Origin of the sequence: Paenisporosarcina cavernae (assembly GCF_003595195.1) — a bacterium.
Lineage (GTDB): Bacteria > Bacillota > Bacilli > Bacillales_A > Planococcaceae > Paenisporosarcina > Paenisporosarcina cavernae.
Genome location: NZ_CP032418.1, coordinates 1204970 through 1222994 on the forward strand (window position 1 = coordinate 1204970; position 18025 = coordinate 1222994).

The window sequence follows — 18025 nt, forward strand, 5'->3', positions numbered from 1 at the left end:
CTTGGTCTAGTCGCTTTTATAATGGAAATGGTTGAAGCATGTGATTCAACTTGAGTGGAACACTAAAGTTTGCTAGTAGAATTACTTTTTGGGAAGATAAAGAAAAAAGATGAGGAGAAGTCGTATGAATCTTTCAGTATTGAATGACTTTATCGATCAATTTGGATACTTCGCAATGTTCCTCATCAATTGGTTATTATTGTTTGGATTACCTCTTCCTAATGAGATTGCTGCTTCTTTTTCTGGATATATTACTGCGACTCGTAATTTAAACGCAAGTATCGCTTTTTTTAGTGCATATATGGGACTAGTTAGTGCGACATTATTTGCATTTTTTATTGGAAAACGATTCGGCTCGAAGCTGATTATACGATTTAAAAAGACTCGCTTAATTCATGCAATTAATCGCTTTGAAGCTTTTTTTCAAAAGTATGGAAAAAAATCAATTGGTTTTAGTTTTTTTGTTCCAGGAGTAAGATGGGCGATGCCTTATGTTGTAGGGGCAGGTGAGATGACGTATGGAACATTTTTAAAATATTCTTTAATCCCCTCTGCTGGATGGTTGATGCTCTACTTCCAAATTGGACGTCTTTTTCCAAATGCGTATGGAACAATCGTCCACCATTTGCGTATTTCCATTCTTATTTTGCTGCTTTTGTTCGCAGGAATCCTAGTAATTCGGTATACTGTAAGTAAGAAGTTTCGAAGGGAAGAGACAAAATGATTCACATTAACTGGAAAGAATCACCAACTATTAAAACCGTTACTTGTAAGCATGCAGATGCTTCGAAGTATTTAGTTTCCAACGTATTAACTGTAGGAAACACGTACGAAGTAAAAAATGAAACAGAAGAGTACTTGTTCGTTGTCGATAACACTGGAAAAGTCGGCGGATTTTATAAAACATATTTTGAGTGACCGATGACTTCTCATCGGTTTTTTCAATGGAGGAAAAATGATGAATGATATGGAGTTAATTTCGAAAGTACAACAGGATCGACTGAATCGATCTTTTCTAAATGAAGAGAAAAGATTAATAGGAGATGGAGGATATCTTGCTCCATCGGCAGAACTTTGGAATGATTTATTAGTTACAGCATCTTTAAAGAAAAATATTTTACTTATAGGACCATCTGGCTCAGGTAAAACAAAATTAGCTGATTCTATTTCGGCCTTTTTCCAACAACCAATTCAAGTAGTGAATTGTTCTGTCGATTTAGATTCTGAAGCGTTACTTGGATTCAAAACGATTGTAAAAGCAGACGATCAACTTATAATAGACTTCATTGAAGGTCCAGTCGTGAAAGCCATGAAGAATGGTCATATTTTATATATTGATGAGATAAACATGGCAAAACCAGATACCCTCTCCATTTTAAATAGTGTATTGGATTATCGTCGTATGTTAGTGAATCCATTCACAGGAAAGACGATTATTGCTCATTCTGATTTCCTAGTAATTGCGGCTATAAACGAAGGTTATATTGGAACGACACCGATGAATGAAGCACTCGCAAACCGATTTATAAGTTTTTCCATTCCTTATATTCAATCTGATATGCTTCGAGAATTACTCATAGGAAAGTTTCCACATGTTTCAACAAGACTAGTCGATTCGTTTATCTCTTTTTCACAGGATTTAATGAAACAAGTGCAAAATGGCCTTTTAAGTGATGAAGCCTCGTCTATACGTAGCTTAGAGGATGCAATCGAATTAGCGCAATTTATGGATCCCATTCGTGCGATTACGTATGCTATTGCAGAAAAGTTGCGAGATGAAATGGAACGAGATCTAGTGATTCAATTAGCAAAAACGTGGATGTGATCGTATGTCATCTGTTAACCGATTCATTCAATTTAATAATGAGCAGATTAATACGCGTGAAAGGATGGGCTATGAACGACTGCTGCAAGCATTGACTAACAATCCATATCTAAAAATGAACACTAGAAAGTTTTTGGAATTTTCACCTGAGGAAAACTCTATATCGCTAAGTGTTTTTTGGAAGCATAGGGGAGATGAGATTGAGCACAATGGGTTCCTTTCAGATATATATCTAGCTTCACTTGGTTATTGGGAACATTTTTCAATCACGGCTTGGAATGAATACGCTCACTATACTCAAAAATCTACTATTCCAAAGTTCCTTCAACAATTGGCAATATTAGGAGAAGAAGTGCGTTTGGTGGCTCAGATAAAATCTTCTCGTCCCGGAACAAAAAGGAGTTTAGTCATACGCGAAGAAGTTCAGTATCAAGCTCATACTGGTTTTTATTTTGAAAATTTGAAACGCGGATTTGTTGCGGATGCTTTGCTCAATTACTTGTATTGTTTAATGACAAAAGGAGAATTAGTTACTTCTAATTTCCCAATAGATTTTGAACTTATTTCGATTATTCAACAAAAATGGTTTTATGTATTTGACGCTAAGTCCACAAATGAAGTGTTGCAAATCTGTCGAGAAATTAACTACATCTTAGAGGATGTTCTAGTAGAAGATTGTCAATTAGAATATGTCGCTATTCCATCTTTCGGTTCACTAGCTTTGGTGAATGAAGAAAGTAGTGGGAAAATGGAACATTTAGAGGACTCAAATGCTTCTACTACAGATTCTATTAAAGAAAGATACCAAACTTGGCACCGTGAAACGCAATCGAACAAACAGCATACGTTAGAATACGAATTATCCAGTGGAGTAAATACAGCAGCGGATAGTGGACGTAAAGTAGACGATATAGATCATCCGTCTGATTTGACGATTGGAAAAGGTCAATCGACAGGTCAAACTCTTATTGATATAGAAAAGGCATCAAATGAAGATATACAACGAGAGGAAGTAAGTGAAAAAAGGGATCGTTTCGGTCCTGAAAATCGATTTGTGACCATTGTAGAATCCGATGGTAAGCAAGAAGTGGACGAACAAACAAAATGGCTTATTCATGAATTGCGAAAAAAACAACTTCCACTTGTTCGTTCGATTCTTCAAGAGATGAAAAAAAGAATGCATTTAAAACAACAAGATAGACGTGAGCATCTCTCTATTGGTAGACTATCACGTAATTTACTACCATTGTGGTTGGAAGAAAGACCAAAGCTTTTTTATAAAAAAGATGCTCCTAGTAAGGAGTTAGATGCAGTATTTGGATTGTTAGTGGATGGTTCTTCCTCGATGATTGATAAAATGGACGAGACAAAAGAGGCTGTTCTATTATTTCATGATGTTCTGCGACAATTATCTATACCTCACGACATTGTACAATATGATGAAGATTCATTTGAGGCGACAGAGAAGAACCAACCAAATCGTTTTCAGTTTTCACAACGGATGGATAATTTTAGAAACGATGCTTCGCAAGCTATTTTCTCGATGGAACCTGGGGAGGACAATCGAGATGGGCTTGCAATAAGGTGGATGATGGAGCGTCTTGAGAAAAGAAAAGAAAAACATAAATTTCTTCTTCTATTTTCAGATGGTGAACCTTCTGCTTTTCAGTATGAAACAAACGGATTAATCGATACTGCAAAAGCTGTCGAGTTAACGAAAAAAAAGGATATTCAATTCATGCATTTGTTCTTAAGTAATTTTCCTCCAACAGAAGATCAGGAAAATCTGTTTCGACAATTGTTCGGGCATACAACAGTGTCGACCGATAATTTGCATTCCTTTGTTTCTCACACAACAAGATTACTTAGAAGAATGTTAAGTAGCGCAATTTAAAAGCTCCTCATCGAGGAGCTTTTTCTGATTCGTGATGGATTTGTAATAAACGATTTTTTAGTTCTTCTTCCATTTTGGCAATTTCTAACTCTGCTGCTTTACGTTTAACTCGACCATCTGCTTGAATTTGTAATGTTTCTTCAATGGTTTGAATAAGAGAAGCTTGAGTTTGTTTTAATGTATCGATTTCAACAATTCCACGCTCATTTTCTCTTGCTGTTTCGATACTATTCACTTTTAACATTTCTGCATTTTTGAGCAACAAGTCATTTGTTGTTTTGGAAACTTGTTTTTGGGCAGCGACAGCTTGTTGTTGTCGATTTAGTGTAAGTGCAATGGCAATTTGATTCTTCCATAATGGAATAGACGTCATGATTGACGACTGAATTTTTTCTGCTAGAGTTTGATTTGTTTGCTGGATCATTCGGATTTGTGGGGCACTTTGAATCGTAATTTGTCTAGAAAGTTGCAAGTCGTATATTCTTTTTTCAAGGCGATCTACAAATTGCGCCATATCATTCACTTCTTGGTAAGCCATTTGATCAGAAGAGCTTTCTGCTTTGCGTTGTAATTCTGGAATGAGTTTTTTTGTGATCTCGTCACGTTTTAACTCTGCTGCAGCAATATAGATGTTTAGTGCTTGGAAATAAGCTTTGTTTTGATCGTATAATTGTTCTAACATATGAACATCTTCAAGCAATCCTTTTTTCGAATGCTCTAATTGAATACCTATCCGATCAATTTGAGTCGATAAGCGCTGATATTTGGACATCATTTCCTGGACTGACTTCGTCACTTTGCGAAAAAGCCGTTTTACTCCGTTTCGTTTCCCCTGAGATAAGTCCTCGGGATTCATTTCACCAAGTTTATCCATTAATTCTTTTAAAATATCACCAACTGGCCCTATATCTTTTCGTTGAACGTGATCTAACATCTGATGAGAAAACTTAGACAATTCATTTTGTGCATTTGCTCCATATGTCAGAATTGCTTCATGGTTTCCTACAGGAATTTGTGCAGCTAGTGTTTTAGCTTTCTCTTGTTCTTCTGATGACAGCCTTTCCATAAATGAAACAGGAGCAGTCGGAGTTTCTTTTACGTTTTCAAGAGAAAAAGACGACTCAGAAGAGAAGGGGTTTTGTAACAAATCATCCATCGACTTTGATTGGTTATTTGCTGTAGTATTTCGGCTCATTAGCAGGTTCTCCTTTAAAAGCAATTGAATTCGATTCATTTGATGAACTCTTTATATATAGTAGCTCCATTTGCAATTGTTCTAAATCTGAAGCAACAGCGCGATGAAGATCTTCTTGAACATTCGATGCTACACGATCTAACGTCTCTTTCGTCTCGGATAGTGCGAGTCGAATATCGTTCGATTTAGATGGTTGGTGTGTTAATAGAGTGAATTTTGACGTTAATTCTAATGCAGAATCTAAGTGTTGATAAAAAAATGATTCGACTGTGTAGAATTTTTTTGGTTCTTTTCGAACTAGCTGTATGATTCTGCGAGCGGCTTTCGTCAATTGGAAAAGTTGTTTCATTGTGCGTAGTGAGCGAGTTCTTGTCACTTGCTTTTGAATTTTACCAACCTTGATCAAAGCTTGTTTTACTTCCATTTGGATTCGTTTATATTCCTCATAGGACAATCCATATTTGGCAATAAATCTTGAACGTTGAATTTTTTTCATACTAGCAACTGCAGCGACATAAATTCCCAAACTAAACAACAAAGAAACAACGAAATTTGTTTGTACATAAGTGTCAAAAGTAAAGTAACTAATGATGAACAGTACTGCCCCAATAAGATGACGCATACTGAATGAAAATATAGAAGTCATACAATCCCTCCTAAAGAAGTCACTACTTTATACGTAATTATTGAAGAAAAGTTTCAAATAATATCAGACTCCATTGTTGTATACCCTTTTAGTTCGTCAAAAATAGTGACAGAAAAGGAGGAGATGGAAGCCATGGGAGAAACTCCTTTCTCGATAAATGACACAAACTTTTCAATTTGTTCTTCTTCACCTTCTACTTCCATCACAATTTCATTCTCATCAAAAGCTTTACAGTATCCTTTAAGGCGTAATTCATTCGCTTTTTGTTTCGCTAAAAATCGCACGCCAACTCCCTGAACATCTCCGTGCATGATAAAATGTGCTCGTTTTTTCACGAATATCCTCCTTAAAAAACCTTCTATTTTAAACTTATCGTACTATTTAGACAACTTCAATACATACTGCTTATTATGAGCCGAATAGTAGACTAAAGGCGTATTTTTGATACAATTTGTACATGATGCAAAGGAAGTGACTATATGTACCAGTTGATTTATATGAAAGCAGACTATGAACCTTGGTGGATGTTCGAAGGTTGGGAAGAGTATATCGTTCAAACAGAAACTTTTGATAATATAGATGATGCAATGAATGGACTTGTGTTAAAAGTAAAGGAATTTAGCCAAAAATATCCTCATTTAAAAACAAAAGATGATACATTTTGGTCTTTTTGGTCAGATGAGGAAATCGTATTTTGTGATGCATGCGATGATGATTTACAGACATACCATGGCATTATTTGTATGAAAGAGGGAAAAGCTACTCCATTCAAAAGTGAGTGAATATTCATTATTTATAGTTTTTTCTTTTCTCCATTTTTAGTAGATGATATACTAATTAGAAAGAAATATTTTTTCTTTGAACATTTTTTTGGAGGTAGATGGTTATGAAACAAGGTACTGTAAAATGGTTTAACGCAGAAAAAGGATTTGGTTTCATTGAAATTGAGGGAGAAGATGATGTATTTGTTCACTTTTCTGCAATTCAAGGAGAAGGTTTTAAAACATTAGATGAAGGTCAAAGTGTTGAATTTGAAATCGTAGAAGGAAATCGCGGACCTCAAGCAGCTAATGTAACGAAACTATAAATAACGATCATATATAAAGCAGGTGAGAGAAGAAATCTCCACCTGCTTTTTTTGTTATTTTATACTTTTGAGACTAGAAGAGATGATCATTTCTTCACCATCATTTGGCATGATAAATTCTCTTTTCACCAAACCATAATTTTTCACATAATACGATCGATTGATTGATCCATCTTCTGCAATTTCTTCGACCATATACGCTTGTTCAAAGCTTTTTAGGGGTGTATCGACTTGAGTTGTCGAGGGAAGAGGATAAGGTAAAATGAGCTTTGTTTCAGGTAAAGTATCCAGCTCCTCTTTAGTAGGAGAATATTCATCATAAAATTCTCCTCTTTCTTGAAGAAGAAAAATCCCTTTTTTTGTTAATCGATACGTACGTAAAATTTGAGTGCCACCATTATTTTCAACTACAGATACTTCATCGGGACTATGCCATTTTGTAACTTGTTCCAGAGTAGCGAACTCGTTTCCACTACCTTCGAAATGAGCAGAATGGCCTGTTTCTAAAAAGAAAGTAGATAATTCCGCAATTATTGATTGTTCTTGGAGTACAAGATCCTCCTCATTAGTAGAATTGCTAGATTCATTTTCGGCAGGAACTTCGCTTTTCTTCTCTTCAGATACATCTACCTTACCCTCTTGAGGTGTGCCGCAAGAAGAAAGTAAAATGACAACAGTAACGAGATAACTAAATCGACGAAACATCGGAAATCCTCCCATCATTTTATTCTATTAGACGTATGTATACACTATTTGTTACAATATTTCAAAATCATCTTTTGAAAGAGGGAAGCGAATGTCAGAATATGAATTATCTAAACCTTTACCACCACAAGAAAAACAAGAAACGTTTTATCTTCATTTAAGAACGAAAATAACAAATTTTGTCGATAAGAAAAATTTTCCTAGCGGGGATAAATGGACAAGTTATTTGTTGTTTGCACCGGATTTATTTTATTTGTTAATGAAATCGATGACGGACAGCAGAATAGATGGGAAAGATAAAGTCTTAATTGGTAGTGGTATACTCTATTTTTTAACACCAATCGATGTACTACCAGAAGGATTAATAGGGCCTGGTGGTTTCATGGATGACATTGTCGTTGCTACTTTTGTAGTAAACACTCTGTTAAATAAATTACCGACGAACTTATTGGAAGAGCACTGGGTAGGAGACAAATCTTTATTGAGTTCCCTTCAAAAACTAACTAACTTGAGCGACTCTTTATTTAGTAAATTACCCGCACGATCCTTATTGGGGAAATTTATGAAAAAAAGCAAACCAAAAAAATAAGTATGGCTCGGCCAACGTCGGTCGGGCTTTTTTCGAACTAAGGATAAGAGTTGTTATCTAGGAGGATTGATTCTCTAGGGTATGCGATTGATTTTCTTTTGAATGATTGTCTGATTCAACATACATTAAAAAGACATGAAAAAACTGCTGACAGTTGTTTCGCCAGCAGTTTTATATATGCATAATTAAGATTGAATACCTTGTTGTTCTTTCCATTCTAAATACTCATCAAACGTTAATTGTTTATCTAAAACAGTTCCATCCGGTAAAATTTCGACTACACGGTTGGCAATTGTTTGAATGAATTGGTGGTCATGAGAAGTGAAAATCATCGCACCTTTATAAGCGATCAATCCATTATTTAAGGCTTGAATCGATTCTAAGTCTAAATGATTCGTCGGCTCATCTAATAATAAGACGTTGGAGTGGGTTAACATCATCTTCGATAGCATACAACGCACTTTTTCTCCACCAGATAGAACAGAAGGTTTTTTCTTTACTTCTTCACCTGAGAATAACATTCTTCCAAGGAAGCCACGTAAAAATGTTTCGCTTTCATCATCAGGAGAATATTGACGTAACCAATCTACAAGGGAATTCTCACTACCTTCAAAGTATTTACTGTTGTCCAGTGGGAAGTAAGCTCTTGTAGTTGTAACACCCCATTTTAATGTGCCAGAAGTCGGCTCTTTTTCTTCTGCTAAAACATCTAACAAAGCACTTTTCGCAAGTGGATCACCTAACAAAATAATTTTGTCTTCTCGATTCATCATAAAGTTCATATTTTGAACTAGCGTTTCGCCCTCTACATCAATTGAAAGGTCCTGTGTTGTTAAAACATCGTTCCCAATGTCTCTAGCCATTTGAAAATTGACATATGGATACTTTCTCGAAGAGGGACGAATGTCATCTAACTCAATTTTATCTAACATTTTCTTTCGTGAAGTAGCTTGTTTCGATTTAGAAGCATTGGCACTAAATCGTGCAATGAATTCTTGCAACTCTTTAATTTTCTCTTCTTTTTTACGGTTTTGATCAGAGGCCATTTTTAAGGCTAATTGACTAGACTCATACCAGAAATCATAGTTTCCGACATATAATTGGATTTTACTAAAATCAAGGTCCGCAATGTGAGTACATACTTTATTCAAAAAGTGACGGTCATGGGAAACGACAATTACAGTGTTTTCAAAGTTTATCAAAAACTCTTCTAACCAAGCGATCGCTTTTAAATCCAGGTGGTTCGTAGGCTCATCTAGTAGTAGCACATCAGGTTTACCAAACAATGCTTGTGCTAACAATACCTTTACTTTTTCTGAACCTGTTAAATCAGCCATTTTTTTGCTATGAAGATTCTCGGGTACGCCAAGACCTTGTAGAAGAATGGCTGCTTCTGATTCAGCTTCCCAACCATTTAACTCTGCAAATTCACCTTCTAGTTCAGCTGCACGCATTCCATCTTCGTCCGAAAAATCCTCTTTCATATAAATTGCATTTTTTTCATTCATCACTTCATATAATCGTTTGTGTCCCATGATGACGGTCTCTAACACGACCATATCTTCATATTCGAAGTGGTTTTGTTTTAGAACCGCTAAACGTTCGTTTGGATTCATAGTAACAGAACCTTCTTGGGGTTCTAATTCTCCAGACAAAATCTTTAAAAACGTAGATTTTCCAGCACCATTAGCGCCGATTAATCCATAACAGTTACCCGGATTAAATTGTATATGAACATCTTCAAAAAGTTTGCGATCACCAAATCGTAAACTTACATTATTTACTGCAATCATGTTGTTGCCTCCTTCAATTCACAATACTCCTATTATACACAAATTGACGTCTCATTCCTATGAAAACAATAGCAAAAGCGAACTTGAGGGAGTATACTATAGTCACAAGTGAGGTGTTAGTAATGGGAGAAAAGTTGCAGATTGATCCTGAGTCGGATAATCGTATGACGACAGAAGGTCCAATCGTTTTATTGCACTGGATATTAGAGAAAGAAAATCAAATCGTCAAACATGTTTCGCCAAATGTTACTCGAATTTTTGGGTATCTTCCTCAAGATTTAACGACTGGAAAATATCCACTCCTACACATCATTTTTGAAGAGGACCGTGAATCATTCCGACATAATATTCGAAACAATATAGCGTTAGGATTACATTTTTGGGAAGCGACTTATCGCATTTATGCTAAGAATGGTGATATTCGATTCATAAAAACATATACCTATACAAATGTAGATGACTTACAGAACATTCAAGTGTATTCCTACATAATCGATCAAACGGATTTAAAAAAAGAAATTGATTTACATATGTCTTTAGAGCTTAGGTGGTCTGCTGCCATTGATAGCGCACGTGAAGGTGTATGGGATTGGGATGTCCTGCATGATAAGATCTACTTCTCCAAGCATTGGAAAAGTATGTTAGGGTTTGATGAACACGAATTAAAGAATGATTTCGCTGAATGGGAAAGTCGTGTTCATCCAGACGATTTGCAAAAAGCTATGGCTGATATTCGTGCTCATCTTGAAAATGAAACGACATTTTATGAAAATGAACATCGTCTACGCCATAAAGATGGGACATATCGCTGGATATTAGACCGTGGAAAAGCCTTTTCAAGAGACAAAACTGGTAAAGCGACACGATTGATTGGAACGCATGTCGATATTACCGAACGAAAAGAAATGGAATATGAACTAAAAACTCGGAACAAAGAGCTAGAGCAATTATTAGAGCAGATAAAGGAAATCTCTATAACAGATCCATTAACAAGCCTCTATAATCGTCGGAAAATGATGTCTGAAATCGAACGCGAACAACTCGAGTTTCCAGAAAAGAATGAAATTTTCTCCTTAGCTATTTTAGATTTGGATTATTTTAAACTCATAAATGATGAGTACGGACATCTTGTTGGTGATGAAGTGCTAGTTTCTTTTTCCAACCTTTTAATAGAAAATGTACGGGATGAGGATATCGTCGCCAGATGGGGAGGGGAAGAGTTCCTAGTGCTGTTTCCTAAAACACTTTCGAAAGATGCCGTGAATGTCTTAGAACGATTACAATCGCTATGTTCTCAAAATAGTATTCACGCAAAAGGGGAAACCATCTCTCTGTCTTTTTCGGCTGGAGTCTGTGAGTACAATTCCTGTGACATGTTTCATGACTTAATTAAATTCGCAGATCATGCACTATATGAAGCAAAAAACGATGGACGTAATTCGATTAAATTATATGAAAAAGAACTTCCTAGGATTTAAGAGGGTAGTGACCCCCAAAAGTTAGATTTTTAACTCTAACTTTTGGGGTGCAGCACCGAGGAAGTTCTTTTTGTATTTTCTAACCAACTGTTGATATATGTATCTTCTTTAGAATTTCTTCGTGTTAAATAATGGGGCAGCAAATCCAATTCTTCATTTATTAGTAATTCCATTGCGACGTAATCTTCTCTTGTCGGATAAACATGCATTGGTGAACCTTTAGTTGTAAATACGAAATAATAGGATCCAATCGTACGAAAGACAAAAACTTGATCAGGGAATTTATCAAAAATTGCTTTTACTTGATAGCGTTTCGTATAACTCCATTGAAGTAAATTCATTTTCTTCATCCTTTCCCTGCAATAATAGTATAATTTTGATGCGAACACAAGTTTGAGTAGAATATACTTGTGGTCAGACGTCTGATATGATTTACTTAATATTGCATGCTATAGAAACGAGGAATTAGGAATGAAACTCACAAAAACGTCGATTGGATTATTACTAGCAATCTTTTTGCTTTCATTAAATATGCGTCCAGCGATTACCTCTATTGGTCCATTACTTGATACTATTCGAAATGATTTAGCATTATCCAATAGTGAAATAAGTTTATTAACATCTATACCTGTCATTTGTATGGGATTATTTGCTCCGTTAGCAGTTTGGTGGTTAAGAAGATTTGGTCAAAAGTGGGGGATAACACTTCTTGTACTTGTTATTGGAATTTTTACTGCTTTACGATTTGTTTGGAGCGCCTATATGGGACTTTTACTGACATCATTTGTTGTCGGAATCGCGATTGCGATTATGGGTCCGATTTTGTCCTCCTTTATTAAAGAACGTTTTGCCTCACAAACACCTTTAGCTATAAGCGTATATTCTTTAGGAATGGGTGGGGGAGCAACTCTGAGTGCAGGATTGACCGGCTATTTCTATGTAGGATATCAGTCGAATTGGTCTGCAGCACTTGCAACTTGGGGTATTTTAGCCGTTATTTCTCTAATTGTTTGGTTCATCGTGTACAAACCACAAATCGTGGAAAAAACAACGACAGAAGATGTCTTCATCGAACCTATTGTCCGCTCCCCATGGAAAAACTACCGAGCGTGGATGATCATGTTATTTTTTGGATTCCAATGTGCATTGTTTTTTGCATTGACAACTTGGCTTGGTTCCATCGCTGGCGAAATGGGCTATTCTTTATTAAAAGCTGGCTCAACTATTACACTTATGACGACTGTACAATTATTTTTTAACTTATTAGTCCCTTTTTTAATGAATAAAAATCCAAATCGTTTGTTTTGGATCTTTGTAGCGCTTTCAATAGGAACTGTTGGATTACTCTTTATGTTGACGGGCATTCCAAACTTGATCTGGGTTTCAGCAGTATTACTTGGTATTACACTAGCAGTCTTATTCCCAGTAGGTTTATTGCTTCCGTTAGATGAAACAACCAATCCGTTCGAAGCAAATGAATGGAGCGCGATGGTACTGAGTGGAGGGTTCGTAATCGGTGGAATTTTCCCATTAGTAATTGGAATATTATATGATGCGACGAATTCACACACATGGACAATCTTGCTGATGTTATTGATGATGGTTATGATGGCAATCTTCACATTCTTATTAAAAAGAGCGAGAGAACAATAGCAACCTATTTATATAAAAACGCACAAGCATATGACTCTTGTGCGTTTTTTCATGTATTATTTTTTCCAATGCTTATCCAGGAATTCGTCACGACCAGAAACCGCTCGGTCTTCTTCATAATGTGATTTGTTTTTTTTATAGTAATCTTGATGATATTCTTCTGCAGGATAAAAAGGTTGAACTTCTCTGATTTCTGTAACGATTGGTTTTGAGAACTTTCCGCTGTGTGCTAATTCGTCTTTTGATTGTTCTGCTTGTTTTTTTTGTGTTTCAGTTGAATAAAAAATGGCGGTTTTATAGGATTCACCACGATCATGGAATTGTCCTCCATCATCCGTAGGATCAATTTGCTGCCAATATATTTCGAGTAATTTTTCATATGAAAAGACAGCAGGGTCAAAGCTGATTTCGACTACTTCTAAGTGTCCCGTATTTCCTTCTTTCACATCTTCATATGTAGGATTTTCTGTTGTTCCACCCATGTAACCACTAATAACTGTTTCTATACCGTCCCACTGATCAAACGGCTTCACCATGCACCAAAAACAGCCTCCAGCAAAATATGCTTTTTCCATTTCTCATTCCTCACTTTCATTCACTAAAACGAATTGTAGCACTTGCATTTACCCCGTACAACATCTATGATTTGTAGGATGAATTTTTGCAACTTATTTCGTTAGTAAACGTTGATATAAAGGAAAGTGAAGGTGATTTTCGAATGGAAGAATTTGAATCTCATAGTAGAATGGCGAGAAAGGCCAAACCTTTCCGAAAAACCAAACTATTTGTGAAATTATTTTTAGCAGCACTTGTTATTTTAACGATTGTAAGTGTGATTCAATATCGCAATGGATATACGTTAACGAATACAACCAAGAAATCGGATATTCCGTTTTCAGGTGATGAGTTAGATGTGAAAAACCCTAGTAATGTGAATGTCTTACTACTTGGTGTGGATAGCCGTGGAGAAGAAAAATCTCGTTCGGATACGATGATGTTAATATCGATGAACAAAGAGAAAAAGACCATTAAAATGGTCTCCTTCATGCGAGATATTTATGCAGATATTCCAGGATACAAGTCGTACAAGCTAAATACTGCTTACTATTTAGGTGGCGTTCAACTTGCAAAAGATACCATCACACATATGTTTGGAGTGCCTATTCAACACTATGCTTTAATCGATTTCTCTAATTTCGAAACGATTGTCGATATTGCCGCACCGAATGGGGTTAAACTAGATGTTGAAAAAGATATGTCCGAGAAAATTGGTGTATCTTTAAAAGCAGGTGAACAAACATTAAATGGTAAAGAATTGTTAGGTTATGCAAGATTTCGTGCCGATAATGAAGGAGATTTTGGACGCGTTCGTCGTCAACAACAAGCGATAGAAGCACTAAAAGATACAGTTTTAAAGCCTCTTGCTGCTTACCGTTATCCGAAACTCGCTGGAGCAGTAAAAGGTACTGTCGAAACTGATTATTCAACAACTGAAGAAGTCCTGCATTTATTGCAAATTGCTACAAAAGATTATGACACATCAAAATTGACTATTCCTGTTGAAAATTCCTATCAGTTTGCCAATTACTCACATGCTGGCTCGGTTTTAGAAATTGATGTTGAACAAAATCGACAAGCATTGCAGGATTTTTTACAAAACTAGTCGAAGTTTAGAGAGAAAGGGGCAACTTCAACTATGAATAAAGAGCAACCGTCTTTTTTTCAAACGCGAGTTATTCAATTTTTAGGCGGTAGAAATACACTTTTTCTGCTGCTCGTGATTTTACTTATTGGATTAATCATCTTAATCTTTGATAAAGTTTCATTTGTTTTCTATCCAATACAAATTTTCATCGGTAATGTTGTCTTTCCTGTAATCATGGCAACTATACTGTACTATTTATTACGTCCTGTACTTGGATTGCTAGAAAAAGCGAAAATACCAAAAATATGGGGAATTGTTCTACTTTTTGTTGGTATCATTGGCCTTTTCACATTGCTTATATTTTTAGTATTACCATTTTTAAAAGACCAATTTTCCACATTAATAGAAGAATTTCCGACCTATTTTCAGCAACTATTAGTGTCGATCGATACGTTCTTGCGTAATTCTATCTTTCAAGAATATTATGTATCGATGAATTTAACTCCTCAAGAATATTTAAAAGACTTGCCTGATGGCTTTGCAGCTACTATCCAGGATGCAGCTGGTGGTTTACTAAGTGGAGTTGGAACATTCATTTCTACGCTTACGGGCTTCGTATTAGCAGTTGTTACTGTTCCGTTTATTCTCTTTTATTTATTAAAAGATGGGAAAAAGCTTCCGAGTTACATTATTCGGTTACTTCCTCCAACCATGAGAGATGATGCGCAATTGATCATGAAAGATGCGGACAAACAAATAAGTGCGTATATTCAAGGACAATTACTTGTATCGTTTTGCATTGGGTTTATGGTATTCATCGGATTTCTTATCATCGGTATGGACTATGCACTTCTTTTAGGCGTGTTGGCAATGGTCACCAGTGTTGTACCATACTTAGGACCAATTATCGCAATCACACCGGCAGCAATCATCGCTATCGTGACATCACCATTTATGTTAGTAAAGCTAGCGATCGTGTGGACAATCGTCCAATTGGTGGAAGGAAAGTTTATCTCTCCACAAATAATGGGTAAGTCATTACATATACACCCAATTACAATTATTTTCGTGTTATTAACTGCAGGTTCGTTATTTGGTGTACCGGGCGTTATTCTTGGGATACCAGGATATGCCTTATTAAAAGTAGTAGTCACACATTGGTATCGTTTAATTCGTGCAAGGTACGACCGCTATCAACCAGATCCAGAACTGAAATACGCAAATACAAAATAATAGTAGTAAAAGCATATTTTAGGAGGAAGCAACATGTTGAAGAAGTTTTTGTCGACAATTGGAATAGGTACGATGAAAGTCGACACCATACTAGACAAAAGAGAGCTTACATTTGATGAAAATTTATCGGGAACCATTTATATCGATGGTGGAGATAGCGAACAAATGATTGAATATGTAAAACTAGAAGTAATAAAACGAGTGGAGGGACACCGGGAGGATAGTGATTTTGATGTCACAGATCAATTGATCTCGAAGCATTCCATTGAGTTAGTTGGTTCTTTAAAATCAAAGGAAACGAGAATGATTCCTTTTGAAATGCAGCCTGATGATCGCTGGAGCATACAAGATAACGAAAAGTTACTGCTTCGTACGACGATTCATATAGCAAATGCTGTAGATGTATACGATGAAGATGAAATTCTTTACGGTGAAGCTGAATAGTGTATCCATAGCAAGAAAATAAACAACCACCATTCAATGGTGGTTGTTTTTATGAAAGTAGAAACAGTTTACATAATACTATTATGGAGTGAAAACGATGTGGATAAAAATAGGTGACCGTTTATATCAAGCGAATGATTCCTCACGAGTTAAGTTTCGAACCACTTTTAGTAAACGTTTATTAGAAGAATTACGTGCGCTTGCTGAAAAAAATCACACGTACGCCAATTACTTGCTGGAAACAGGATTAGAAAAAACCTTAAGGCAAAATGAGTTTGTGAAGGACCAGTTTAAAAGACCGACTGATCGCATTCAGTACAAGACGACTTTTGATAAAGACCTGTTAAATATAGTGCGTAAGTATGCAAAAGACAAAAACGTATCGATAAATGACATAATGGAGTACAGTGTGAAAAATATCGACTTACAGAACGCAAAAAGTAGTTCTCACCGGTTTAGAGTGGAAGAATAATGATTTTATAATTCAACGCCCCCGTCATAATATAAATTATCGGAAGTTAAATCTCATATTTGAGTATTCTTAAATAAATGAGAAATTAAGTTATTTTCCTATAATGAGTCACCAGGTTTCATTTCCAATAAAAAAAGCAACGATTTTAAGTCGTTGCTAATGTTGTATTTGTATCTAATTCGATTTGATGTTTTTTCACTTGTAACCAAAAAACAAAACTCATGATAAAACTAAATGATCCAAATAAGATGACCATCCATTGCAATCCGATGAGATCTAATAATCCACCAGTTACAAGTAATACAATCTGGAACACTATTCTTTCTAGCATATTACGGAATGAGAAAAATCGTCCATGGTATTCTTTTGGCATCTGTCGTTGAAAAATGGTCATAATACTTGGGAAAAAACTCCCTACTGAATATCCAAATACTCCAAATGCTAGCAGAGTCAGCAACTGACTTTCTGCAAAAACGAGTAAATATTGAGCAACACCTATCATACTCGCGAAGAAAAAGATTAACACGCCAGTTTTCCATTTCTTTTGCAAGTATTTGACTAGAAACGAACCAAGCATTACAGATGTTCCTTCTACCGCGTAGATTAATCCTTTAATAGACGAAGAATCTTGAATTTCGCTTATATTTATGACAATTAAATTAAATGAACCTATAAATAGTAATGGTATAAGTAATAAAACAAGGCCCATTAATACTGCTGGATAGCCTTTAATCACTGGGAACATATCCATAAAAGAAGATTTCGTCGCATTTGGAAGTTTAATTTGAGCTTCCCTCTCCTCCCTCTTTTCTTCAATCTGAAGGAAAAAAGTAAAGAGTAAGAGACCTGCATAAGCTACCATAGAAACAATATATAAGGATTGAAGTGACCAATAAACTAGCACAACTCCTGCTAATGCTGTTCCTGCTATACGTGATAACGTCGCTACGTTCATATGATACCCATTCATTTGCAATAACTTTTCATCTGATACAACTAAAGGGATTGTTGCTTGAAGTGCAGGAAAATAAAATGCAGCGGAAAGTTGAATACTTATCATAAAAGCAACCATCCACCATATGGATCCTGTCGAAATCGCAATGAGCATAAAAATAACACTAAGCATTCTACCGATTCCCGATAAAATGAGCACCGTCTTTTTTCTAGAAGTATCAATGATTCTTCCAGCTAATGGTCCTATTGCGATACCTGCAAGTAAACCAATTGCCATAATAACGGATTTAAGAAAATCGGACGGAATTTCATGCTGCATGAACTCTAAATTACCAATAATGCCGGTCCACAAACCTAGACCGGCAATCATCTCTCCTGCTAATATAATCCATACATTTCGATTTTTGAACAT

Annotated in this window: 21 protein-coding genes; 13 read left to right on the forward strand and 8 right to left on the reverse strand. The window is 35.8% G+C overall.

What is annotated here, in order from left to right; genetic code table 11:
* The first annotated feature begins 124 nt into the window (after positions 1 to 124).
* The 4 genes from D3873_RS06035 to D3873_RS06050 are packed head-to-tail and all read left to right on the forward strand — an operon-like array spanning position 125 to position 3719.
* On the forward strand, positions 125 to 724 hold the full coding sequence (locus tag D3873_RS06035; RefSeq protein ID WP_119883203.1) for a DedA family protein: 600 nt from the start codon (positions 125 to 127) through the stop codon (positions 722 to 724).
* On the forward strand, positions 721 to 918 hold the full coding sequence (locus tag D3873_RS06040; protein WP_119883204.1) for a DUF6501 family protein: 198 nt from the start codon (positions 721 to 723) through the stop codon (positions 916 to 918). The genes D3873_RS06035 and D3873_RS06040 overlap by 4 nt, the downstream gene beginning before the upstream one ends.
* Positions 919 to 967: 49 nt before the next feature.
* Entirely contained in the window at positions 968 to 1825 is an 858-nt protein-coding gene (locus D3873_RS06045; RefSeq protein WP_420799002.1) for an ATP-binding protein, read from the forward strand.
* 4 nt (positions 1826 to 1829) lie between these two features.
* Complete coding sequence (locus D3873_RS06050) at positions 1830 to 3719, forward strand: VWA domain-containing protein (RefSeq protein ID WP_119883206.1); 1890 nt, start codon at positions 1830 to 1832, stop codon at positions 3717 to 3719.
* A 7-nt stretch (positions 3720 to 3726) separates the two neighbouring features.
* Here the strand turns inward: D3873_RS06050 and D3873_RS06055 are convergent, their stop codons facing one another.
* The 3 genes from D3873_RS06055 to D3873_RS06065 are packed head-to-tail and all read right to left on the reverse strand — an operon-like array spanning position 3727 to position 5895.
* Positions 3727 to 4914: a toxic anion resistance protein gene (locus D3873_RS06055; RefSeq protein WP_119883207.1), complete on the reverse strand. Its 1188-nt coding sequence runs from the start codon at positions 4912 to 4914 to the stop codon at positions 3727 to 3729.
* Entirely contained in the window at positions 4889 to 5560 is a 672-nt protein-coding gene (locus tag D3873_RS06060) for a 5-bromo-4-chloroindolyl phosphate hydrolysis family protein (RefSeq protein WP_119883208.1), read from the reverse strand. The genes D3873_RS06055 and D3873_RS06060 overlap by 26 nt, the downstream gene beginning before the upstream one ends.
* Before the next feature lie 53 nt (positions 5561 to 5613).
* The gene (locus D3873_RS06065; RefSeq protein WP_238473832.1) at positions 5614 to 5895 is read right to left on the reverse strand and encodes an acylphosphatase; all 282 of its coding nucleotides are present in this window, start codon (positions 5893 to 5895) and stop codon (positions 5614 to 5616) included.
* Positions 5896 to 6039: 144 nt separating this feature from the next.
* On the opposite strand from D3873_RS06065, the gene D3873_RS06070 reads away from it, so the two are divergent.
* Together D3873_RS06070 and D3873_RS06075 are read left to right on the forward strand one after the other, a co-directional pair.
* Positions 6040 to 6342 (forward strand): DUF1033 family protein, encoded by a 303-nt coding sequence (locus D3873_RS06070; protein ID WP_119883209.1) that lies wholly within the window; start codon positions 6040 to 6042, stop codon positions 6340 to 6342.
* A 104-nt stretch (positions 6343 to 6446) separates the two neighbouring features.
* A complete protein-coding gene (locus D3873_RS06075; protein WP_119883210.1) occupies positions 6447 to 6647 on the forward strand; it encodes a cold-shock protein in 201 nt (66 codons plus the stop codon).
* 54 nt (positions 6648 to 6701) lie between these two features.
* Here D3873_RS06075 and D3873_RS06080 read toward each other — a convergent pair whose 3' ends face one another.
* Entirely contained in the window at positions 6702 to 7352 is a 651-nt protein-coding gene (locus D3873_RS06080) for a hypothetical protein (RefSeq protein ID WP_119883211.1), read from the reverse strand.
* Between the two features lie 91 nt (positions 7353 to 7443).
* Here D3873_RS06080 and D3873_RS06085 point away from each other — a divergent pair, with 91 nt between their 5' ends.
* Entirely contained in the window at positions 7444 to 7941 is a 498-nt protein-coding gene (locus D3873_RS06085) for a YkvA family protein (RefSeq protein WP_119883212.1), read from the forward strand.
* Positions 7942 to 8126: 185 nt separating this feature from the next.
* On the opposite strand, the gene D3873_RS06090 is transcribed toward D3873_RS06085, so the two are convergent.
* Complete coding sequence (locus D3873_RS06090) at positions 8127 to 9734, reverse strand: ABC-F family ATP-binding cassette domain-containing protein (RefSeq protein ID WP_119883213.1); 1608 nt, start codon at positions 9732 to 9734, stop codon at positions 8127 to 8129.
* A gap of 122 nt (positions 9735 to 9856) precedes the next feature.
* Between D3873_RS06090 and D3873_RS06095 the strand changes: the two genes are divergently transcribed.
* Positions 9857 to 11212, forward strand: a complete 1356-nt coding sequence (locus D3873_RS06095) for a diguanylate cyclase (RefSeq protein ID WP_119883214.1) — start codon at positions 9857 to 9859, stop codon at positions 11210 to 11212.
* Positions 11213 to 11247: 35 nt separating this feature from the next.
* Here D3873_RS06095 and D3873_RS06100 read toward each other — a convergent pair whose 3' ends face one another.
* Entirely contained in the window at positions 11248 to 11553 is a 306-nt protein-coding gene (locus tag D3873_RS06100) for a hypothetical protein (RefSeq protein ID WP_119883215.1), read from the reverse strand.
* Between the two features lie 130 nt (positions 11554 to 11683).
* Here D3873_RS06100 and D3873_RS06105 point away from each other — a divergent pair, with 130 nt between their 5' ends.
* On the forward strand, positions 11684 to 12865 hold the full coding sequence (locus D3873_RS06105) for an MFS transporter (protein WP_119883216.1): 1182 nt from the start codon (positions 11684 to 11686) through the stop codon (positions 12863 to 12865).
* 56 nt (positions 12866 to 12921) lie between these two features.
* On the opposite strand, the gene msrA is transcribed toward D3873_RS06105, so the two are convergent.
* A complete protein-coding gene (gene msrA / locus D3873_RS06110) occupies positions 12922 to 13440 on the reverse strand; it encodes a peptide-methionine (S)-S-oxide reductase MsrA (RefSeq protein WP_119883217.1) in 519 nt (172 codons plus the stop codon).
* Between the two features lie 143 nt (positions 13441 to 13583).
* Between msrA and D3873_RS06115 the strand changes: the two genes are divergently transcribed.
* From D3873_RS06115 to D3873_RS06130, 4 genes are all read left to right on the forward strand, one after another.
* The gene (locus D3873_RS06115; protein WP_119884492.1) at positions 13584 to 14528 is read left to right on the forward strand and encodes an LCP family protein; all 945 of its coding nucleotides are present in this window, start codon (positions 13584 to 13586) and stop codon (positions 14526 to 14528) included.
* Positions 14529 to 14561: 33 nt separating this feature from the next.
* On the forward strand, positions 14562 to 15743 hold the full coding sequence (locus D3873_RS06120; RefSeq protein WP_119883218.1) for an AI-2E family transporter: 1182 nt from the start codon (positions 14562 to 14564) through the stop codon (positions 15741 to 15743).
* Positions 15744 to 15776: 33 nt separating this feature from the next.
* Positions 15777 to 16187 carry a sporulation protein gene (locus D3873_RS06125; protein WP_119883219.1) on the forward strand — a complete coding sequence of 137 codons (411 nt, stop codon included), beginning with the start codon at positions 15777 to 15779 and terminating at the stop codon, positions 16185 to 16187.
* 97 nt (positions 16188 to 16284) lie between these two features.
* Positions 16285 to 16659, forward strand: a complete 375-nt coding sequence (locus D3873_RS06130) for an rRNA methyltransferase (protein ID WP_119883220.1) — start codon at positions 16285 to 16287, stop codon at positions 16657 to 16659.
* A gap of 145 nt (positions 16660 to 16804) precedes the next feature.
* Here D3873_RS06130 and D3873_RS06135 read toward each other — a convergent pair whose 3' ends face one another.
* Positions 16805 to 18025: an MFS transporter gene (locus D3873_RS06135; RefSeq protein ID WP_119883221.1), complete on the reverse strand. Its 1221-nt coding sequence runs from the start codon at positions 18023 to 18025 to the stop codon at positions 16805 to 16807.